17 protein-coding genes are annotated in these 22,927 nt (G+C 33.2%); 5 read left to right on the forward strand and 12 right to left on the reverse strand.

Annotated elements, in window-relative coordinates:
• Positions 1–13: 13 nt before the first annotated feature.
• The 6 genes from rfbC to C1724_RS10090 form a co-directional block, all read right to left on the reverse strand.
• A complete protein-coding gene (rfbC, locus tag C1724_RS10065; RefSeq protein WP_102346532.1) occupies positions 14–577 on the reverse strand; it encodes a dTDP-4-dehydrorhamnose 3,5-epimerase in 564 nt (187 codons plus the stop codon).
• Positions 578–724: 147 nt separating this feature from the next.
• Positions 725–1,975, reverse strand: a complete 1,251-nt coding sequence (locus C1724_RS10070; protein ID WP_102346533.1) for a UDP-glucose dehydrogenase family protein — start codon at positions 1,973–1,975, stop codon at positions 725–727.
• A complete protein-coding gene (locus tag C1724_RS10075) occupies positions 1,963–3,060 on the reverse strand; it encodes an NAD-dependent epimerase/dehydratase family protein (protein WP_258000334.1) in 1,098 nt (365 codons plus the stop codon). The genes C1724_RS10070 and C1724_RS10075 overlap by 13 nt, the downstream gene beginning before the upstream one ends.
• A 13-nt stretch (positions 3,061–3,073) precedes the next feature.
• The gene (rfbF, locus tag C1724_RS10080) at positions 3,074–3,853 is read right to left on the reverse strand and encodes a glucose-1-phosphate cytidylyltransferase (protein ID WP_102346534.1); all 780 of its coding nucleotides are present in this window, start codon (positions 3,851–3,853) and stop codon (positions 3,074–3,076) included.
• A 23-nt stretch (positions 3,854–3,876) separates the two neighbouring features.
• A complete protein-coding gene (locus C1724_RS10085) occupies positions 3,877–5,835 on the reverse strand; it encodes a glycosyltransferase (protein WP_102346535.1) in 1,959 nt (652 codons plus the stop codon).
• 348 nt (positions 5,836–6,183) lie between these two features.
• A complete protein-coding gene (locus C1724_RS10090) occupies positions 6,184–7,536 on the reverse strand; it encodes a sugar phosphate nucleotidyltransferase (RefSeq protein WP_102346536.1) in 1,353 nt (450 codons plus the stop codon).
• Between the two features lie 232 nt (positions 7,537–7,768).
• On the opposite strand from C1724_RS10090, the gene C1724_RS10095 reads away from it, so the two are divergent.
• The 5 genes from C1724_RS10095 (at position 7,769) to C1724_RS10115 (ending at position 12,414) form a co-directional block, all read left to right on the forward strand.
• Complete coding sequence (locus C1724_RS10095; RefSeq protein ID WP_258000335.1) at positions 7,769–8,536, forward strand: DUF6492 family protein; 768 nt, start codon at positions 7,769–7,771, stop codon at positions 8,534–8,536.
• Between the two features lie 47 nt (positions 8,537–8,583).
• Positions 8,584–9,750: a glycosyltransferase gene (locus C1724_RS10100; protein ID WP_102346538.1), complete on the forward strand. Its 1,167-nt coding sequence runs from the start codon at positions 8,584–8,586 to the stop codon at positions 9,748–9,750.
• Positions 9,737–10,774 carry a glycosyltransferase gene (locus C1724_RS10105; RefSeq protein WP_102346539.1) on the forward strand — a complete coding sequence of 346 codons (1,038 nt, stop codon included), beginning with the start codon at positions 9,737–9,739 and terminating at the stop codon, positions 10,772–10,774. Before C1724_RS10100 ends, C1724_RS10105 begins: the two co-directional genes overlap by 14 nt.
• A 465-nt stretch (positions 10,775–11,239) precedes the next feature.
• Positions 11,240–11,998 carry a CAP domain-containing protein gene (locus C1724_RS10110; RefSeq protein ID WP_441296782.1) on the forward strand — a complete coding sequence of 253 codons (759 nt, stop codon included), beginning with the start codon at positions 11,240–11,242 and terminating at the stop codon, positions 11,996–11,998.
• 194 nt (positions 11,999–12,192) lie between these two features.
• Positions 12,193–12,414, forward strand: coding sequence for a hypothetical protein (locus C1724_RS10115; protein WP_102346540.1), 222 nt, complete (start codon positions 12,193–12,195; stop codon positions 12,412–12,414).
• A 60-nt stretch (positions 12,415–12,474) separates the two neighbouring features.
• On the opposite strand, the gene C1724_RS10120 is transcribed toward C1724_RS10115, so the two are convergent.
• The 6 genes from C1724_RS10120 to C1724_RS10145 all read right to left on the reverse strand — a co-directional run bounded on the left by C1724_RS10120 (position 12,475) and on the right by C1724_RS10145 (position 22,891).
• Positions 12,475–12,657 (reverse strand): hypothetical protein, encoded by a 183-nt coding sequence (locus tag C1724_RS10120; protein WP_102346541.1) that lies wholly within the window; start codon positions 12,655–12,657, stop codon positions 12,475–12,477.
• A gap of 191 nt (positions 12,658–12,848) precedes the next feature.
• The gene (locus tag C1724_RS10125) at positions 12,849–14,036 is read right to left on the reverse strand and encodes a sensor domain-containing diguanylate cyclase (protein ID WP_258000337.1); all 1,188 of its coding nucleotides are present in this window, start codon (positions 14,034–14,036) and stop codon (positions 12,849–12,851) included.
• Between the two features lie 123 nt (positions 14,037–14,159).
• The gene (locus C1724_RS10130) at positions 14,160–16,253 is read right to left on the reverse strand and encodes a FapA family protein (RefSeq protein ID WP_102346542.1); all 2,094 of its coding nucleotides are present in this window, start codon (positions 16,251–16,253) and stop codon (positions 14,160–14,162) included.
• 23 nt (positions 16,254–16,276) lie between these two features.
• Positions 16,277–18,421 (reverse strand): EAL domain-containing protein, encoded by a 2,145-nt coding sequence (locus tag C1724_RS10135; RefSeq protein ID WP_102346543.1) that lies wholly within the window; start codon positions 18,419–18,421, stop codon positions 16,277–16,279.
• Positions 18,422–18,787: 366 nt separating this feature from the next.
• Positions 18,788–19,651 carry a CheR family methyltransferase gene (locus C1724_RS10140; protein ID WP_102346544.1) on the reverse strand — a complete coding sequence of 288 codons (864 nt, stop codon included), beginning with the start codon at positions 19,649–19,651 and terminating at the stop codon, positions 18,788–18,790.
• Between the two features lie 15 nt (positions 19,652–19,666).
• Positions 19,667–22,891: a response regulator gene (locus C1724_RS10145; protein ID WP_102346545.1), complete on the reverse strand. Its 3,225-nt coding sequence runs from the start codon at positions 22,889–22,891 to the stop codon at positions 19,667–19,669.
• Between the last annotated feature and the right edge of the window lie 36 nt (positions 22,892–22,927).

The following is a 22,927-nucleotide window of genomic DNA, read 5'->3' on the forward strand; positions in this document are numbered from 1 at the left end:
AGCCTCCTTTAGCTTATTCAAGAGCAATTCCCTGATAATTATCGATAAATTCTTGAAAAGTCTGAAGTTGAGCATCCTTTTCTGATAAAATTGGCTTTGAAACTGGCCAGTTAATATTTAAAGTTGAGTCGTTCCAAATAATGCCTGTTTCGTTTTTAGGCGAATAGTAATTATCAACTTTATAGATGACTTCACAATGATCAGTAAGTGTACAGTACCCATGGGCAAACCCCCTAGGAATATAAAGCATTGTATTATTTTCTTCAGATAATACAATAGAATCCCATTTACCATACGTTGGTGAATTAAGTCTTAGGTCTAGAAATACATCCATAATTGCTCCACGAACTACTCTAATTAACTTTGATTCTGAATATGGTCCCAATTGAAGATGCAAACCTCTTATCGTTCCTTTTTTTTGTGAAAAGGCATGATTCTCCTGAACCCAATTTCGTTCTATCCGGTAATTTCTTAACTGTTTTTCATCAAAAGTTCTCATAAAATATCCTCTTGAATCTTTCAAAGGCTGGAGATAAATTTCAAAGACACCATTTATTTTCCCTTCTTTAATAATCATGACAACACATCCTTTGCTAAATTTTCGTAATTTGGTTTTAAAATTTAAGAGCGCTTCATGTTGACATGATAAACATTCACATCAAACAGAAGCGCCTGGGAATTATTAATCTTTTCAAAGTAATGAAAGAGATTAAATCAAAGTTTATTAGAATATATACCTAAAGTCGTAGATATTTTTTCTGGTCAATATTTCTTTGTTTTCGATAAACTCCTTCCAGGCTGTAAGGATAATAATATGATCTGCTAAATCAATAAGTTCAGAAGTGGATGGTGCATAATGGATAGGATAATTATATTCTTTTTTAAAGCTATCAATAGCTAAAGGATCATAAGCAATAATGTTTGTATATCCATTCACCAAGAGCTTTTTAATAATATCGTTAGCAGGTGTATCTCTTACATCATCCGAATTTGGTTTAAATGAAAGGCCCAAAATCCCAATGGTTTCCGAAGGTTGAACAGTATCGCATACTTTTTGAACTACGAATGATTTAATTTGTTGATTAATATCAAGGACATTTTTAAACAAATTAGGGGTATAACCTTTCTGTTTGCTTAAAGTATATAAAGCCAATGTATCTTTTGGTAGGCAATAGCCTCCAAATCCACAACCAGGATAGATATATTTAGACATTCCCGCTGGTCTGCCATTCCATCTCTTATCCATATGCAATACTTCGAATGATTTTTTTATATCTATATCTCCAATGGAATTTGCAATTAGCGACTGTTCATTAGAAAAGCTTATTAAAGTGGAAAGAAGGGTATTCGAGAGGTATTTAATATATTCTGCAGTATTCAATGATACTTTGTATATTGGAGATTGAAATGGCTTATAGTAATTCTCGACGATAGATCCGCTCCGGCTGTCGCTTTGACCTATTACGATCCGATCAGGCTTAACAAAGTCTTCCCAGGCATAGCCTTCTCTTAAAAATTCTGGATTATTAGCTAACCCCACGTCCTTCCCAACTTCAAAACCTAGAGAATGAATAAACGGCTTAATTTTTTCCTCTGTTGAAGAAGGTGGAACAGTCGACTTTATAACAATAACCTTGTAATCCTTTTTCTTCATTTCTTTCAAACTTGCTTCTAAAGCACTATATATATACTTAAAATCTGCACTACCATCAGCTTTACATGGAGTCCCTACACAAATAAAGACAACATCACTTTCTTTAATAGCATCAGCTAAATCTTTCACAATATAAAAATTACTATTAAGATTTTTATTAAGTACTTCCTCCAAATACGGTTCAAAAAAAGGAACCTTGCCTTTATTAATTAGATCTGTTTTACTACTATCATAATCATAGCCAAACACTTTGAATCCTTTTGAACAAAAGCCAAGCGCAGTTGTCAATCCTACAAATCCGAGTCCGATTACTGTAACCATACCGTACCCTCACTTATCTTAAGAAATTCTAAAAATTTACTAACACCCTCATTTACTTGAATTCTAGGATTATATTTTAATAACTGTTTAGCTTTTGAGATATCTGGACATCTTCGGAAGGGATTATGCATAAGATAATCTTTTTCAATTGGGGCATCAAACTTAATAGTACCGGCGTAATTCATTATTTCTTTGCCTTTGTTTGCATAAATATCTGCTAAATTCCTCATTGAAATTTCTGGAGTATCTATACCAATATTAAAAATTTCAAACTCCCCATAAATTAATGCTTTTATATAGCCAACAATTGCATCAGTAACATAGCAGAATGTTCTAGTCGGTGTACCATCTGATAAAATGATTAAATCTTGATTTTCCATAACCGCTTTCGCAAAATCCGCTGGTATTCTACGGTCTCCAAGTTTCATTCCTGGACCATAGTTATTAAATGGTCTCACAATGGTAATAGGCATTTGGTGAAGATTAGCAAAAACATAGCACATTGTTTCGCCAAAACGTTTCGCCTCATCATAACAGGAACGGGGACCTGTAGAAGAGACATTTCCTCGATAATCTTCTGTAGTGGGAATATTTTCCGGCAATGGATCTCCATATACTTCACTACTTGAAAAAAATAAAAACCCCTTTAGTTTTTTACTTTTATAATAATCGAGTAATTTTCTTAATCCCCATATGTTCGCATCTATTGTCTCGACCGGATACTTTCGATAGAACACTGGTGATGCAATAGAAGCCATATGAACAATAAATGTAGCATCACGTAATCCCGGTACAGCGTTCATATCATCTTTGGCAATATCAAACTGATACAAGTTTAAGATTTCATTATTTTTTTCCATTAATGAAAGCCACTTCGGTTTTCCTAACAAAAAATTATCCATTCCAATAATAGAACGAATGCCAAGTTCTTTCGCCTTAGATATAAAGAACTGTAAGAAATATAGCCCGAGAAAGCCTGCACATCCTGTTATTACTATGACGGAATCTTGAAATCGATCTTTTTCGATAGGATCTAAACTACTCATTATATATTCCATATCTGATTTTATAATAGAATTATCCACATTCTCACTCCCATCAGTTCCATATTTTCCATGGATGGCTACCTTTTTTCCACATTTCCTCTAGATTATTTTTATCTCTTAAAGTATCCATTGGAAACCAGAATCCTGAATGTTTATAAGCTGCTAGTTCCCCTTTATCTGCTAATTGTTGTAGTGGTTCCCTTTCAAATACGGTGGAATCACCATCAATATAGTTAAAAACTTCAGATGATAAAACAAAAAATCCACCGTTAACCCAATTGCCATCTCCTTTTGGTTTTTCAAGAAACCCTTTAACTACACCATTTTCTTCTATATCTAATGAACCAAACCTACCTTCAGGCTGGACAGCGGTAACTGTAGCTATCTTTTTGCTTTTGTAGTGGTAATCAAGGAGGTTGTCAATATTTATATTTGAAAGACCATCTCCATAGGTCATCATAAAAGTTTCATTTCCTATTAATCTTTCAATTCTTTTTAAACGACCTCCAGTTAATGTTTCGTTTCCAGTATCAACAAGGGTTACCTTCCAAGGCTCAGCACAATAACTATGGATAGTTGTTTTTATAGGCGTTTGGCTAAAATCAAAAGTTACATCAGAATGATTTAAATGATAGTTTGCAAAATATTCCTTAATGGCGTATCCCTTATATCCAAGGCAAATAATAAATTCATTAAAGCCATAATGAGAATAAATTTTCATTATATGCCATAATATAGGCTTTCCGCCAATTTCAATCATCGGCTTTGGCTTAAGATGAGATTCTTCGCTAATTCTTGTTCCTAACCCACCCGCCAAAATTACGACCTTCATGTAACCATCCTTTCAAATATATTTCAATTTATATCTTTATTAATTTCATTTATAGCAGTGGCTAAAGTAAAGTATTGATCTACGTAATGCCTTGAATTATTCGATATACTTTCCCAAGCTTGTTTATTTTTATATATTCGGATAATTTCATTTGCAAACGCATTTGCATCATTTGCATTTTCAATCGATATATACTGGTTGATATCCTTATAACCTTCTGCCCCAATTTTGGTTGTGACCATAGGTACCCTAAAATATAAAGCTTCGGCCACCTTTCCTTTAACTCCAGCACCAAACCTTAGGGGAGCTATCGCCACCCGGGCTTTGTTATAATAATCTTTTAGTTCCTGCTCAGAAACATAACCAGTTACAATGATTTGATCACCATTCAGTTTTTTTATTTCATGATATTGTTTAGGAGGATCATGCCCCTCAGCTCCGACTACATAAAATGGAACATCAGGTAGCTCTTTTTTTACGATTGGTAAAATATTATGAATAAATAATGATACAGCATCAGCATTAGGACGATGATTAAAGTTACCTACAAAAATAATACCTTTTCTGCTTTCATAAGAAGCTATATCCTTCGCTGCTCCTTGTTCAAAATAATAGATAGGCAGAGTTCTAATTATTTTACTAGGGAATTTCTTTTCTAATATTTTTTGCTCGTACATGCTAACCACATGGATCACATCAGCGCTCTTAAATAATTTTGTTTCGATCCGTTTCCATCTTAGATACTCTTTTTTTATTTTTGGACTCTTGGTTACTTTATATCTTCTAAATTCCCTTAAATAATGAATATCAATGGCATTATAAAAAATTTTACCTCTACAGTATTTTTTTATGGAGTCGATATATTTAATAGAGGTATGCGGTCTTATTAAATATACATAATGAAAATAACGGCCATATTTTCTAATCCAATTTTTTATAGTTTTAAAGTATTCATATCCGTATAATATTTCAATGCCCATTTGTTCAAGTTCTGTAGCATATGGTTCATGTTTCACGAAATTATCTGTAATAAATACGACGCGAAGTCCTAATTTTACAAAGACTTTTAAATAATTGTAAATATATTTGCTTCCAGCATCCATATCATACATTGGGACATGATGATCAATGACAAGAATCGATTTCTTATTTCTACTTCGATCTCTTGCTAAAAATATGTTCCGTCTAGTTTCAAAGTGCTCTCGATTAAGAGTTTCTTTCCACTTGTCTCTAAATTTCATCTTATTATCTAAAATATATTTTTTCATGGCATCTTTACCATTGGTACCATGTTCAAAATGGATGACTACCGACAATGGTTGATATACGACTTTATAGCCGTGGTTTCTTACTTCAAATGCTAAATCAGTATCTTCATAATAAGAAGGTATAAATCTTTCATCATATCCACCAATTTCCCGCCAAAGACTAGCTCGAATCATTGTGCAAGCTCCCGTAATGTAGTCTACTTCTTTAACATAGTTAAATTGTGGTTGATTCGCATCTAACCCTTTACCATAATTCCATGGAGTAGCGTCCCTCCATACAATACCTCCCGCTTCCTGAAGACGACCATCCGGATAAATTAATTTAGAACCAACCATTCCAATTCTCTCATCATTTTCAATTGTATCTACAAGAACCGAAAGCCACTTTTCAGTAACTAAAGTATCATTATTTAATAATAAAATATATTTACCCCTTGCAAATTTAGCCGCATGATTACATCCCAACAAATATCCCCGATTAGTGCCATCACGTAGGACATTGATATTTTCTACATATTTCGATATATTTGTGGTTTCATCAGTGGATCCATTATCATTTAAGATGATTTCATATGGTATATCCTCGGTATATTCCTTAATTGAATTCAGACAAGCATAGGTTAAGTTCCATTTATTGTGAACAGAGATAATAATCGAAACTACTGGGGTATCTTCAAATTTAAATATAATTTTAGATTCGCTTAGATTTTCCACTATTTATTCTCCTTTGCCATGAACAGTTTGACTTAATAAATTTGAAAATTGGTTAATATCATCAGTATGTTGATAGTATATGTTCTGGGTAAATATCGGTATAGGAAAAACACCTAGGTTAATATGAAAATAGACCCCCTTTGGCTAGTCCTATGAGGCTGACATGGTAAAAAAGGATTTAATTCGCAGATCATCATTCAAAAAAAGTACATAAAAAACTCAGGTTACTTTGTACAATTCACAAAATTAACCCGCTATAAATATTACAAGTAATATTATTTAGAAGGATTAGAGAGATGACAAACCTCCCTATATGTCTCATGAAAATCTCATTTTTGGAAATAATATTCATTTAGAACAATGAGTTTCAATTTCTTCCCAAGTCATAAATAATCGAACTATATCTTCTTCAATAAGCTGGTTTCCCATCTGCACTTCAATCATTTCTAAATCAGTAATAGCTTTTACACCATGTTCTTCACCTTGGTCAATCTTTAATACGTCACCGGGTTTAATAGGCTTTATTTGTCCTTTATAAGCAAATAATCCATGCCCTTCAGTTATCGTCCATACCTCTTTACGATAATGATGGAGCTGGTAGCTTAAATTCTTTCCCGCATCCACTTTAATACGTTTAATAAGAACTTGATTTTGATCGGTTTCTTGAAAATCAATACATTGATACCATCCCCACCGGCGTTCCTCATACATCGGTCGCCGATTTATATCTGAAATGATCTCCTTCAAATTTGAACTTTTAGTTTTGTCACTTACAAGAATACCATCGGGACTTACAGTTATAATGGCATTATCAATACCATTCACCACTACAGGTGTATTTAGTGTATTAATGAGATGTGTATTATTACAATCGTTTATTTTACCCATACCATTAATGTTAGGTAACTCTTGTGAAATGGTATCCCAACTTCCCAGGTCTTTCCAATTTCCAGAATAAGGTAAAGAAACTACTTTTTTATTCTGTTGCACGACTTCATAATCAAAACTTGTCTTCTTTATTTGATCAAAATTAGATACCAACTCGTCATATTCGATTGGAAGCTTATTGTCTCTTAAAATATTTAAAATAAAACTTAACCTAAACATAAAAAGTCCACTATTCCACAAAGCTTGTTGTGAAATGAGCTCTTTTGCTTTTTCAATGTTAGGCTTTTCAATAAAAGTCGAGACATTGTAATAGTCTTTATCGATAGGTTGCGTTTTTATATAGCCATATTTATCAGTTGGATATAAAGGGGTTAATCCTATGAGACCAATATTTGCTCCTGAATCATTTACCGCTATAGAAAGATCATTGAGTTTAGAGTAGTATTCCGGTTCAACATAAGAGTCTACGGGAATAACTCCAATGAATTCATCCTTTTTCACATCGGTCAGAGAATACAAATAGGAACAGCCAAGAAGAATAGCTGGAAATGTATCTCGTTGTTCTGGCTCGATGATTGTATTGATCTTTGCTCCCAACTGACTATATAGAACATCCAATTGTTTATGGTTTGTAATAATATAACTTGAATCGTGTAAATTTAGCTGTTTTAATTGATGATAAACCCGCTGAACCATCGATTGAGGAACCCCATCCTCATTCTTTAGCACTTTTAAAAACTGCTTAGAATATATATCATTTGATAGTGGCCATAACCGCTTTCCTGAACCTCCCGTTAAAATTAATAATTTCATTAGTAAACTCCCCCATTGGTTATAGATAAGCTTAACAACTAAGAACACTTTTAACTTTCAATAGCGTATGTAGTATGTTCTGTCGTTGTAACGGCATATAACCAGTTAAAGAAGCGAGTACTGATTTCTTCATATAATCATTTTATATATTTAATAACATATACTTTACATAGGCTTAAAAATGGAGGTGTGATAAAACTTGATCACAAGTGAGCATCAGGAGCACAGTGAAGTGAAAATAGATATTCTCATACCTGCTATTGAAAAAGATCAAAAAACCCTACCATTAGTTATTGATGGAGTAAGAAAGAATATCATGCACCCTATCGGGGATATATATATTGTTGCACCCGACAACAAAAGGATTAAATATGTTTGCAAAAAAAAAGAATGCACATTTATTGATGAGAAAACAGTTCTCCCAATATCAAAAGAAATTATAAATTATCGCACCGATAAATGGGATAGATCTGGATGGATGTTGCAACAGTTATTAAAACTTAGCGGTGATGTTATATGCTCTCAAAATTATTTCTTAGTAATTGATGCTGATACAGTACTAATACGTCCCCATCACTTTATAAGGGAGCAGAAAACGATTTTCTTTTGTAGAGATTGGAGTCATGATCAATATTTTAACACGTATGAAACTCTTCTCGGATATCGTGCTATGGCACCTAGATCTTTTGTGGCACATTATATGTTATTTGAAAAGGAACTTCTTTATAAACTTAAAAATGCTATAGAAACAAAACATGATAAAAGTTGGTACTTAGCTATTATTGAAACAATCAGCAACAGAATAAAATTTGCATTTTCAGAGTTTGAAACTTATGGAAACTTTGTATATAAGCATTATCCCGATCAGCTTATTCTTGAAAAATCTTTAAATAAAGCGTGTAAAAGAAGAAGAATATCGAGACAATATATTAATAAATTATCCGATCATTACATGTCAGTCTCTTTCCACAATCGAAAATGGTATTCAATAAATAAATAAATAAATAAATCAGCCGATATGATTTGATTCTGAAGGTGTGATTATTAGTGACAGATTATCAGGTGATTTGGCGTGGTCCTGTACTTAAAAACAACGGTTTAGGAATTGCCAGCAGAGAGTATGCATTAGCTTTAGACCGTCAAAATGTCGATATTAAAGTAGATGCTAAATATACTAAGTCTGCAAAAATGGTTCAAAATACCAGCCCAAGATTGCAAGATTTAATCCAAAAGCCTTATTCGCCAAACAAGCCCAAGGTCCTTATTCATCATAAATTACCTTACAGCATCGATATAGATTTAGAAAAAAAAACATGTGAATATGTAATATTGAACACTGTTTGGGAAACGTCTAGAATACCACAGCGGTGGTTTCCAACTATAAATAAGTTTGATGCAGTATTTGTACCTTCTCTCCATAACAAGATTGCTTTAATTAATAGTGGGGTTAATATCCCCATTTATATAGCCCCACATGGCGTAAATACCAACCTGTTCAGTCCAGATAATAAACCTTATCCATTAAAAAATATAAACGGAAGATTTATATTTATATCCATTTTTGGTTTCCAACATCGAAAAAACCCAGAAGGATTATTAAAAGCATATTGGGAAGAATTTTCTGCTCAGGATAACGTTGCCTTAGTAATAAAAATCAATGGATATGGTTATCAAAAAAAGAAAGGTCGGATCAAGCAGAAAATTAAATGGTATAAATCATTTCTTGGATTTAAGAAAAATACTGCACCCATATATCTAATTACGGATCATTTAAATCTAGAGCAGATTAGCGGTCTATATACATTAGGTAAAGCGTTTGTATTACCTACAAGAGGGGAAGGAGTGTGCTTACCATTCCTTGAAGCGTTATCCAGCAGAGTTCCTGTGATTACTACAGCTTGGGGAGGACATATGGATTTTATAAATGAAAAAAATTCATTTTTAATAGACTATGAGTTATGTAAACCAGCAAATAGTATGAAACGAGCAATTTCTCAAAGGTTCCAGCATTTATTTACAGAAGAAGGGCAGTTATGGGCCGAACCAAATATTGATTCCTTAAAAAGACAGATGAGAAAAGCGTATGAAAATCCAAACCTCTGTACGATTAAGGGGCAAAATGGAAGAAACGATATGCTTATGCATTCCTGGGATCGTGCAGGTCTTATTTTCAAGCAAAGTATTGAAAGTGTGATTTTCAATGAAACAAATTAAAATTATCATTTGCAATACTACAATACCTTTTGTTACAGGGGGAAATGAATTATTTGCCCAAAGATTAACAGAAGAATTTAACTCGGCTGGGTATAATGCAGAATTGATTTCCTTCCCCTTTTTATTGAAAGGATTTAGAAAAAATTATCTTATCAATAATTGCAACGTTTGGAAGACTCTTGACCTTTCTAAGTCAGCTGATGTTGTTATTCCTCTGAAATTTCCTTCTTGGATGGTGAAGCATCAAAACAAGATTGTTTATTTAAATCATCAATTTAGAAGAGCTTATGATCTTTTTAACAGTCCTTATGGCCCGGTAAAAAACCAAATAACTTATTCTGCAAAAGAATATGTAAAAAATAGTGATACTAAATATTTGGGAACGAGCAAAAAATTATTTTCAGTTTCTAAAAATGTACAAAAACGACTATATCTTTATAATAAATTGGAAAGTGAAGTCCTTTATCACTCTTTACCTTACGAAGGGAAATATTTCCACAACACTTATGGAGATTATATCCTTGGAGTTGGCAGATTGGTAAAAATTAAACGGTTTGATTTATTAATACAAGCTATGTCTCATACTCAAAGCCCTGCTCGCTGTATTATTGCAGGAACCGGTAATCAATTTAAACCGCTGCAAAAACTTGTTCATACATTGGGTGTTGAACACAAAGTAATATTGCTCGGTTGGGTTAGTGATGATGATTTAATTAAGTTATACGCTAATTCTTTAGGGGTTTATTATGCTCCTATTGATGAAGACTATGGACTTGTTACACTAGAAGCATTTAAGTCTTATAAACCTGTATTAACTACCCCCGATTCAGGTGAAATCTTGGAATTTGTAAAACCAGGATTTAGTGGAGAAGTTCTCCCTAAGGATCCTGTAATCTTTGCTGAACAAATTGACCGTTGGTATTACGATCGCACAAAAGTTGAACAGCTAGGAAAAAATGGTTATGAAATAGTTAATGACATTAGCTGGTCAAAATGTATAAGCCGCTTAGCTGAATTCTTTTAGCTATTATAATTGTTTTTATTTTTTCTTCTATAAAGAACATAAACAACTAAGGTAGTGGCAATATATGTTATTCAAATAAAATGACATTCCATAAGAACTTTCCATGTATTTTTCAACCTAATAAACTCCTTCTATCCAAATATCACGATATTTTCCATCTATATTTTTTAATAATGAACAAAAAATATAACGAAGATAAATATTTCTATAGGAGGAGTTACAGTGTTTAAGAAAACGTTAAGTATACTAGCAACATCTACGTTATTTTTTGGACTGGTTGCTTGTGGTGGAAACAATACAGATCAGCCACTAACTAGTAGAATAGATAATCAAAGAACAACACAAGGAAATCCATTACCTGTAAGGGATAATGGAATTTATGATGGTACACTTACCGAGGACTACAATGGTAAGCAAACTAATTTTAAAAATGTAGGTAATGGGACCGATAATCATAACTTAAATATTTCTGCTTCAAATACGTCTGTCTCAAGTGATAAATACCCGCATACTAAAGCAATACTTATACAAGATGCTAAATATAAAGCGATATCCATGGACCCAACCGAAGCTGCTGAGTTACAAAAACAACTTCAACAACAGTTAAAACAACAGCTAAGGAGAGCAATCCCAAATCAACAACAAGCTGCTCCATTGCCTGAACAACAAGCTCCTGCTCAAGAGCAACAGCAAGCTCAGCCGAAACAACAAGCTCCTGCTCAAGAGCAACAGCAGGCTCAGCCGAAACAACAAGCTCCTGCTCAAGAGCAACAGCAAGCTCAGCCAAAAGAGCAAGCTCCGACTCAAGAACAACAAGCTCAGTCGAAACAGGAAGCTCCTGCAGGTATAAGTCAATATGCACAACAAGTTATTGATTTAACAAATCAACAACGGGCAAATGCAGGACTTCCTGCATTAAAAGCTGATGCACAGTTAAGTGGTGTAGCCTTAAAAAAATCAGAAGATATGCAACAAAATAATTATTTTTCACATACAAGTCCAACATATGGATCTCCTTTTGATATGATGAGGGATTTTGGAGTCACATATAATTCAGCAGGCGAGAATATAGCACAAGGACAACGAACACCACAGGAAGTTGTACAAGCTTGGATGAACAGTCCTGGGCACAAAGCAAATATTTTAAGTGAAAAATTCACACATATTGGTGTTGGCCATGAACAAGCGGGCAATCACTGGACGCAAATGTTTGTTGGAAGATAATTCTTTAGAATAGAAAGTATTATAAGAATAAAAAATTAATGTCAAGATAACAGTATAAACTTTAAGTTTATACTGTTTTTATATTTTGATGACAAATAAAAAATTAAACAACCAATATATGGTTAAAACTTAAGGGAAATGGATAAATTATTTAATAAAAACTTGTTTTTATTAATTCTAGGAGGAGAGTTACCATGCAGTTAGTAAGCAATATGGAATTTGAAATAAAAAGCAACTTCATGCCTAACTTAAACAACTCAAATAAATTAAGAATACTAGAAGTTACACCTGGAAGTGTAATTGTGCAAATGCAAAATTCAAACAGACGAGGCGTATTTCCGCTAGACAATTTTCAATATTGGATTAAAAGAAATTCACTTGTATATGTTGATAGTCAAGAGGAGAAAACTTCATAGCTATTGTTACTGTAACAATAGCTATGTATAATCATCACTTTTTAAAGAATCTGTGATACATCAATGCATTCCTTTCCACTCACCTTGATTCTTAGAAGACTTTTCGTTTTTAGCCTTTTCCTTATGCGCTCGATTAGTATTAGCACTACCAAATTCCTTCGAAAATTCTGCATCTGTTTTACTTGGATCAAATCCACGCTTGTTCTTTTGGGCTGCATCATTTTTCTTAGTCCGTTTTGCCATGAATATCCCTCCTTCTTTTTTAGTATGAGAACTCAAAAGAGAAATATTCGTTTTGTTTTTTTGAAATCAGATTGACAAGGAAAGGTACGAATTAAATAACTGAAACCAGACTTTTTCTATAGCTATAGAAAATAGTCAAACGATATTAACCCATTACTTTTAGTAATAACATGAATTTAACAGCAGCAAGTTTATCCGTTAAACAATTTGGAATTTTGCAGGGCATTCATCCATTTTCCCCATAAGCCTACTTTTTTGAACTCAATTGCTTCTAGATCAGGGGAATATAATTTATAATTGTTTTTCCCATTATTTTTAGCATAATACATAGCCTTATCGGCATGATCAATCAAAGAACCTTTGTCTTCACCGTCATCCGGATACATACTAATACCAATGCTTAAGGAAATTCTTGCATCCTGTTCATTAAGTTTATATGGTAAGGAAACATTTTCAACAATTCGCTTTGCAATGTCTTCAACATCTTCTTTAGTTGTTTCTTCAAAAACAATTATAAATTCATCGCCACCGATCCGGGCAATAAGATCTTCTTCTCTAATGGTATGATTTATTCGTTGTACTACTTCTTGTAATAATAAATCACCAGCGTCATGTCCCAATGTATCATTTACTAGTTTAAAATCGTCCAAATCAACAAACATAAGTGTGAAATTATGATTGTGCCTTTTTGAGCGTGCCAAAGCTTTTTCAATATGCCGATCGAGCATTTTTCGATTGGGTAAGTCTGTTAAATCATCAAAATATGCCATTTGTTTTAATTGATTTTCTAATTGTTTTCGGTCTGTAATATCAATAATTTGACCATTTATTCTTACAATTTTTCCATCATCATCTTGAATCGGTGTTGCGATTTTCAACACCCACTTCTCATCTTCGATTGGATGTAAAATACGAAATTCAATTCTTGTTGACTTTCCAAGTTGTAAAAACTTTTCACTTTTATCAACTTTTGCTCTATCTTCAGGATGGATGATTTCCCTCCAAAGATTAGTGTTTTTTCTAAATGTCTCATTAGAGTAACCAAATGTCTGGTCAGCACCTTTAATAAAGGTAACATTATTTTTTTCCATATCTAGAGAATAGATCACTCCTTCAAGCGAATCCATTAATACCTCATACTCTTGGATAAGATTGTACAACTTATCATGGTCTGCCACTAGCTTTTCATTTTCACTAGCCAACTCTTCATACTTACTTCTCAAGGCATCATACCTTTTAAATTGTGACCATACGAAAGGAATTGTTATTAATAGAATAATCAATGAAAAAATATTCAAGTCTCCAACCGAATAGTTATAAACTGCAACAATACCGATAATAATCATAATTGAAATTGCTAGTAATTTACTGTTCTTCACGTTTTACTACACCTAATTTCCCATACTAATTTTACTTACCATCATTCATTTGGTAAATTATTAATCTATGACAAAATGTTCACTTGAATTTACTTTCTTTTCCTTGATACTTATCAAATGATATTACTCAATAATTAACTTATTATTTTGATCTATATAAGCCTTCACTAGGTATCTTGTTTCAGTGAACGTGTGTTTCATATAGCCAATCTTTATAGTAGTACCTTCCATTGCTTTATTAATACTTATGATTTGATTGCTAGGTACTTCAATAAAAGTTGGAGTTCCGATTTCTGCTCCTACCTCATTAATTTGTACACCTAATTGCCCATATACAACTCCACCACGTATCGTACCAATAATATTCAAATGCCCTCCGGCGTGCAGCTTGGAATTTACACATCCTTCTCCCATTATCCAAATATCGCCGCTACAATACAGTCGACTATTTAATACGTTTGGAACTTTTATAAACGAATCGGGTTCAATAGGAACTTTACTCATTTCATGCAGTTGTTTTAGCCTTGTTGATAACTGTATGAATTCATCAAGGGACATTCCATAATTTGAAACAGGCAAGAGTAAACTAGTTAATGCAGAACCGATTTCTTTCCATTCGTCCTGCTCAGGTTGATTTTCCAAATTTGATAAAGTCTTAATATATTTTTTGATTAGAGCAGGGAAATTTCTAAACTTCTTCTCAATCAAAACCCTAATCAATGGCTGCAAACCTTTTGCAGTAAAATCATTATCAAGATAAGCTTTGGATTGCGTTAATTGCTTAATGATAGCTATAATTCTTTCAGTTTCCTGATGGATTTCTTCAAGAATATTGCCTAGATCAGCAATTAACATATTGTTTTTTCCAGCAGAGATCTTTGAACCAATAATGTTTCCATTTGTCATAATAGCTCCCGACGCAGTAAGAGTAGCCATATAAACTTCATTATGAACAATGATGTTACCTTCTGTTTCCACGAGCATTTCTGCCTCTACACTGCCCAATATTTCTACATCACCATTAAAATGGACATTGCCAGAGGTTAAATCAACATTTCCCGTCAGCGTAAGCTTCGGCATAATTGATGCTTTTATAAGTCTACCTCTTTTTTCAATTAGAGGACGGCCAGATTCAGTTGCAACCAGTTTGTCATCTACTACCATAATTCCTTTTCCTTTGTTAAGAATCACTGGTAAGGTTTGTTTAATAAGCAATGGTTCGTTCGTAACAGTATAACCACATTGACCTGGTGTAGGTGGATGTATTGTGCCAATAATTTGCCCCCTATCTACAGTTGGTATTGTGGTAATTTCTCTAAAGTCTACGATACCATCCTCGTTTTCTTTAAAACCTTGTTGTGGATTCGTTTCAACATTAATTTCAATCCAACCATCTGTACCTAGCTGGGGTTCAATTCCCGTTGCAATTTCATACGTACATGCCTCTTTTGTTTCAATAGCTTTAATTATTTCAGCATGGTTAAATCCGTGAACGACTCTTAGTAATGCTAATTGATCAATAATATCATCAAATTTAAGAGTATTATTGATTTCTTTAGTCTCTTCCACTCTTATTTTCAGATGACTATCTGAATCTAGATCTACGATAGTACGATTAATTTTATAGCCCGGTTCTACATGAAGATAGACATGTAAATTATGTTTGTCTAGGGTGATCTTCCATCTTGTTTCTTTTTCTTCACCATTTACAACTAGTTGGTATGAGTCTTTTTCAGAAAGAACGATGGTCTTTTCCTTTACAATTTGGCCGTTTTTAAATAATTTTACACCGCTGCATGTAGTTACTTGCGGAAATTGGGTAGGGGTGCATTTGAAATATAATTGACCATCTTCTATCCAAGCTTTACCCTCTAGTGTATCTTGCTCCAACCGGTTCAACTTCTGAGAAGTACTTTCTATTTTTTCTTTAGTTGATCGTTTCGCTTGCTCGTCTTTTCGGTTATCGGTTACTTCAGCTATAACAAGGTCTTCTAAGTTAATTCTTCCTGCAAACTTTTTGTCACTGCCATCTTTAACTGATTTCGCTTTAAGTTTCGTTAATTTTACTATTGCCTGTTTAGAACGAATTCCAAAAAAACGTTTAACGCCATGTTCAATTATTTCGATATTAACTTCTTTCTTAGTGGTTTCTAATAAGTTTAAACCAAGTAGTATCGCTTCATTTATATCTTTACCTTTAGAAATAATACTTTGCATTATCACATCCTCCTGTTCTTTATCTAAGAATAAGGTTTATTATCTTGATGTCTTAAATCCTCATCGCTAAAAATCTTATTAATAGGTAATCTTAATTCAACAACTGTTCCCTTTCCTTCCAGACTATTTACATAAATCATTCCATTATGTTGACTAATAATTCGATAGCACAACGCCATTCCTAAACCAGTTCCCTTTTCATTATTAATAAAATAAGGCTCCCCAAGTTTTTCAAGACGCTCTTTACTCATCCCATTGCCATTATCTGATATTCTTATTAATACATACCTTCCTGCACTTAATACGTGTATTTTCACTTCGCCTCCATCCGCTAGAGCTTCTATACTATTTGTAATAACGTGCAGAAAAACTTTTTTAATTTGTTTCACATCACATGTTATCGGCTGAATAAAGTTTTCATACTTTTGATTGATCCGTATTTTATCCAAATTCCTTGTGTCCCTTATTTCTTCAATAACACTTTCCATAAGGGGTTTAATATGAATTGTTCTTTGTCCAATCGGCTGTGGATTGGCAATTATCAATAGTTTGTCGATAAACTTCTCAATATCATTAAATGATGCACGAATTAATCTAAAATATTCTTGTTTGTTATTACCCTGTTCAAGTAGTTGGATAAATCCCATTATTGCTGTTAATGGATTCCTGATTTCATGCACTATACCAGCTGCTAATTTCCCAACTACATCTAATTTCTCATTATGCGACGTATTCAGCTTACTTTGTTGAATAGGCTCTCCTTGAATATTTTCAACCTCATCAATCGCTTGCTTAGTAATAATTTCTTCTTCTTTAACACGAGTTACTTGGAATATATTTTCAAACTCTTGGGCAGGTACCGGTCTGTTAAAGAAATAGCCTTGGCCTATATCACATTGATGATTTTCGAGAAATTGTAATTGGTCTTTTGTTTCAACACCTTCTGCTACAACTTCAACATTTAATTTATGTGCCATTGAAATGATAGTTTCCACTATCGTTTTTCCGTTCTCATTATTATTCAAAGCACGTATAAATGATTGATCAATTTTTAATAGATCTACTGGAAAATAACTTAAATAATTTAACGAGCTAAATCCTGTTCCGAAATCATCAATACTCATTTTCACTCCTAGCTTTTTAAGTGCATACAAAGTAGTAATCGTATTGTTAATATCCGCCATCATACTTTCGGTAATTTCTAATTCAAGTAAATAAGGCGGCAGTTCTATTTCTTCAAGAATAGATTTTACAATATCAACTAAGTTTGAATGCGTAAATTGTTTTATTGATAAGTTAACTGACATAACCATTTCCAAACCGATTGAGTGCCATATTTTATTTTGCTTACAAGCAGTTTTAATCGCCCACTCTCCTATTGGAACAATTAACCCTGTTTCTTCAGCTAATGGTATAAAATTACCTGGAGAAACCAATCCCCATTCAGGATGATTCCAACGAATTAAAGCTTCTGCACCAACGATTTTACCGGTTTTTATATTAACTTTTGGTTGGTAGTGTAAAATTAACTCGTTTCGATCAATTGCTTTCCGCAAATCCATCTCCATTTTTAATGGATTATATGGATTGCTACTTCTTGATTTTGAGTAAATGCAATACGTATTTCCACCAAGTGTTTTAGCTTGTTGTTTTGCAGATTCGGCATTGCAAATAAGGTGTGCAGATGTCTGGCCATGATCTGGAAACAGACTTATTCCAATACTAGCAGACGTATTGAATTCTATATCGTTAATAACAAAAGGTGCGTTTAATGCTATAAGTATATCCTTAGCAACTTTTAATGCTATTTCTTGATGCACATCAGGAACAAGGATAAAAAATTCATCTCCACCATGCTTAAATAGTAAATCACTGCTATTAAGACAAGCATTTAACCGCTGTGCTACTTCTTTTAATAATCGATCGCCAGCATGATGGCCTAAGTTATAATTCAATACGCTAAAACGATCTAAATCGAGACAAATAACTGCCAGCTTTTTGTTTGGAGAGTATGATTTATTTATACATGCAGAAAGACTACTTTCCAACATATGTCGATTAGGTAAACCTGTTATATAGTCATAAAACATATTGTAGTTATTATTAGTTTGAAAGTTTTTACCTAAAGAATTATTTAAGTTATTAACGGCCAGTCCCTGCTTTCTCACATCTGCTACCTCACTTCTTTACTATAAATTTTGTATAACAATACTTTGCAAATAAAATGTTTATGTACGATTAATTGATATCTTTATTATGGTGCAAAGGAGATTAATTTCACATCACCTGTTGCTCTTATTTTTTATTCAAAAAATTTCAAACAAATAGGAAATAATTCGTAATTAACGATTAAGAGAGTTTTAGTTTGATAGCGGGTGAAAGAATTACAAAGTTTCAATAGGAAGGTACTCCTATTAAAGGAGAAAATAGAGGTATAAAAAAAGGACATACCTAGTAATCTAAAGATAAACTTGGCATATCCTTTCTTTGCAGTCAGTAAAACACATAAATAAAATAATTTTACCGATAGTCTGTTATTTTACTTTTTTATATAACTTTTGCCCAATTTGTACTTCTTCATAACACTCGGCTTTAGAAGTGTAGGCAATCGTTTCCTTGTCACCAAGGCCCAATATACCAAACATACCCAAGCTTTCATAGAAAAGCTCATGTACTTTTCTTTGTAGTGCTTTATTAAAATAAATTAATACATTTCGACATAAAATCACATGAAACTCGTTAAAAGATCGATCAGTTACAAGATTATGCTGTGCAAAGACGACATTTTTCATAATTTTCGGGTCAAACTTCACGCCGTTATTTGTAACCGTATAGTAGTCAGAGAAGGCCTGCTTTCCTCCAGCCTTCATATAATTATTTGTAAACTTTTTCATATTCGCAATTGGAAATGTACCTGATTTAGCAATCTTTAATACATCTGTATTAATATCAGTTGCATATATCTTAGTTTTATCATAAAGACCTTCTTCATGAAGTATGATCGCCATGGAATAGACCTCTTCACCAGTTGAACATCCAGCATGCCAAATTCTTATTGAAGGATACGTCCGTAAAATTGGTACAACATTTTCTCTAAAACTCAAGAAAAACAATGGGTCTCGAAACATTTCGGTCACATTAATTGAGAAGTCCGCTATAAGCCGATTTAAACACCCTTGGTCATGAAGTACTTTATCAAGCAGCCCTGTAATAGTTGACAGTTTCTCCGCTTCAATTCGATGCCAAATTCTTCTTCTAATCGAATTATAGGCATATTCTCGGTAGTCATAACCACACCATAAATATAAGCCTTGCAATAGTAAATCAATTTCAATTTTCTCGAGTTCGTCAATAGAACCTTTATCAGGTTCAATTGGATTGTCGAAATAATCTACCATTCGTATTTTCCCTTCTTATGCATATAACCAAACTCTAATTAGCGAGATGAGTTGGTCAGGATCCACCGGTTTTACAATATAATCGGATGCTCCTACTTCCAAGCATTTTTCACGATCTTCTTTCATTGCCTTTGCTGTAAGTGCTATGATAGGCAGATTAAAAAATGTTGGGTTATCTCTTAATCTTCGAATGGTTTCATAGCCATCCATTTCAGGCATCATGATATCCATTAGTATTAGATCGAAATCAGAGGTTTCATCAACAATTTTAAGAGCTTCTACACCATTTTCTGCAAATGTAATATCCATTCCATATAGTTCAAGAACACTTGATAATGCATAAACATTGCGAACATCGTCATCTACAAGTAGAATTTTTTTTCCTTCAAGTTCCGGAGCGACATTTATGTCAGTTATCTCAACCTCTTCAATTTCAGCATTCCCATCGTTTGAATTTAGATAAAATTCAAGTTCTTCCTTTAACCGCTGCGGTGCATGGGCATCTTTTATAATAATCGTATGTGAATATCTATTTAAAAATAGTTCTTCCTTGGATGATAGGTCACGACCCGTATAAATAAATACTTTAATGTTTTCGTCTTCTATAGTCGTCTTAATTTTTTTCAATAAATCAAAACCAGTTGTATCAGCTAATCCTAGGTCCAGCACTAAACAGTCAAACTGGTTAACCTTTAATTCTTCAATGGCTTCATGACCAGAGGAAACTGCTTTTATGATTACATTATTCTCTCCAATTAACTCCATTATGCTATTGCGTTGTCTAACATCATCATCAACAATTAACAGTCTCTTAATTTCATCCGCTTGGTGTTGGGTTCGTGAAGGAAGTACTCTATCTCTTTCCTTTTGTTCACTCATTTTTGTTTCTGCTGTTACAGCCACTTCATCAAGATTAAACTCTTTGTTTTCACTGTTACTTTTTGTTTTATAATCGCCAACATAAAAAGTAAATGTGCTCCCCTTGCCAACTTTACTTTTCACGTTAACCTCTCCACCTAATAGAGCGGCGGTTTCACGGCATATTGACAAGCCTAAACCTGTACCTCCATATTTGCGGCTTGTTGTACCATCTGCTTGCTGAAACGCTTGAAATATAAGATCTAACTTTTCTTCAGGAACACCAATTCCTGTATCCTCGATGGAAAATGAAAAACATGGCTGATTGTTAAGTTTCGTTGAATAATCGATTTCAAATTTCACTCCACCTTGGTGGGTAAATTTAAATGCATTTGATAGTAGATTTTTTAGAACTTGTTTCACACGCAGTTCATCGCTATAAATTGAAGTTGGAATACCTTCTTTTGCCACAATTTCAAAATTCAAATTCTTTTCGTTTGCAACAGGGCTAAAATTACTCTCAACAAAATCAAGCAAATCTTTAATTTGTACTTTACCTGGATTAACCTCGGTTTTTCCAGACTCAATTTTAGCTAGATCTAAAATATCGTTAATTAATGTTAATAAATCACTGCCTGAAGAATAAATTGTTTTTGAATACTCAATTTGTTTTTTTGTTAGATTTCTTTCTTTATTGTCCGCAAGTAATTTTGATAATATTAATAAACTATTTAAGGGTGTTCGCAATTCATGTGACATATTAGCAAGGAATTCAGACTTATATTTTGAGCTGAGTGCAAGTTGCCTTGCCTTTTCTTCAAGTTCATCCCGCGCTTTTTCTACCTCACGATTCGTTAATTCAAATTTCTTATTTTGTTCTTCTAATCTCTCAGCTTTTTCTTTTAAATCGGCATTTGTTTGCTCTAACTCTTCCTGCTGTACTTGAAGTTTTTCTTCTGATGCTCGAAGTGCTTGTGTTTGTTCTTCTAATTCTTCATTCGCCATTCTTAGCTCTTCTTGCTGTGATTGTAATTCTTCTGATTGTGCTTGAACCTCTTCAGTTAATGCCTGTGCCTCTTCCAATAGTTTTGCTAAGCGAATTCGACCCATTGCACTATCGAAAATAATCCCTAAGCTATTAATCAATTCTTCTAGTAAAGTCTGTTGATCTGCACTAAAAGAATGGAAGGATGCTATTTCCACTACAGCTTTAACATCATCTTCAAAACTAATCGGTACTACATAAACATTAAGTGGTGCTGCTTCACCTAAGCCTGACTTTACACTTATATATTCAGATGGAACGTTTGTCAAAATAATGGGTGTCTTCTCAAATGCAGCTTGCCCTATTAGACCTTCACCTAGCTCAAATGTATTAGATAAGTGTTTTCTTTCTTTAAAGGCATAGGATGCTAATAATTTAAAAGTAGGCTCTTTTGGGCTTTCGTTATCTTTAACATAAAATACAGCATGTGCAGCCCCCATTAATGGAACCACTTTAGATAGAAATGTTTGGGCTAAAACCTCTAAATTATGTTTTCCACTTAAACTTGTAGTAATTTCCGCAATATTAGATTTAACCCAAATAAGACTTTGCTCTTTTCTCATTTGTTCCTCTAACGAATGAGCCATCTTGTTAAAAGATTCTACAACATCACCGATTTCATCATGAGATGTTATCTCAATTTTACTACCAATATCAGTATTTCCATCTGCAACATCCGTCATTACATTTGATACTTTATTTAGGCGATTTGAAAAGGTATAAAAGCTCCTAGATATAATCATAATTGCAATCAACATGATAATTAGTGATATCAGACTACTAAACAAAATATCTTCACGAAAATCATCTGAAAATGTATTTAATGAAGAATCCATTTCTGTTTCGTAGGTTGACATAATCACTGAAGCTTTTTGGAAAAACTCCTCATGAATAATACGAGCTTCATTATTCATGAGTTCAATTGCTTCTTGTCTCTTCCCAGCTTTTATCAGCTGTACCAAATTTGCTTTATATTCATTAAATTTTTCGTTTGTGCTCAAAAAGTCATTGATCATATAAAGTTGCTCGGTTGATTCTGCTTTTGATTCAAGTCGAGCGGCATTTTCAGCAACTTGTTTACTTACTTCTTGTAAGACCTTCAATTCTTCTTCAATTAAATTCTCATCTGTTAAAAGTACAATGTTTCTTAAACTAATGGCTTCATCTTTTATACCTCGATGAATTTGTTCTGCTAGATAAACTAGATCATAGTTTGTTTGTATAATTACATTTGTTTTATTCAGATTAGTAACCCGGAACCAGCTATTACCAATTAGAAACAGTATCAGTACAGGTAATAAACTAAGTACAATTGTTACCTTTGTTTTAATTTTCATACTTTCGGCTCCTTGAATAATAGTCCAATGACATTC

Origin of the sequence: Bacillus sp. Marseille-P3661, assembly GCF_900240995.1 — a bacterium.
Lineage (GTDB): Bacteria > Bacillota > Bacilli > Bacillales > Bacillaceae_J > OESV01.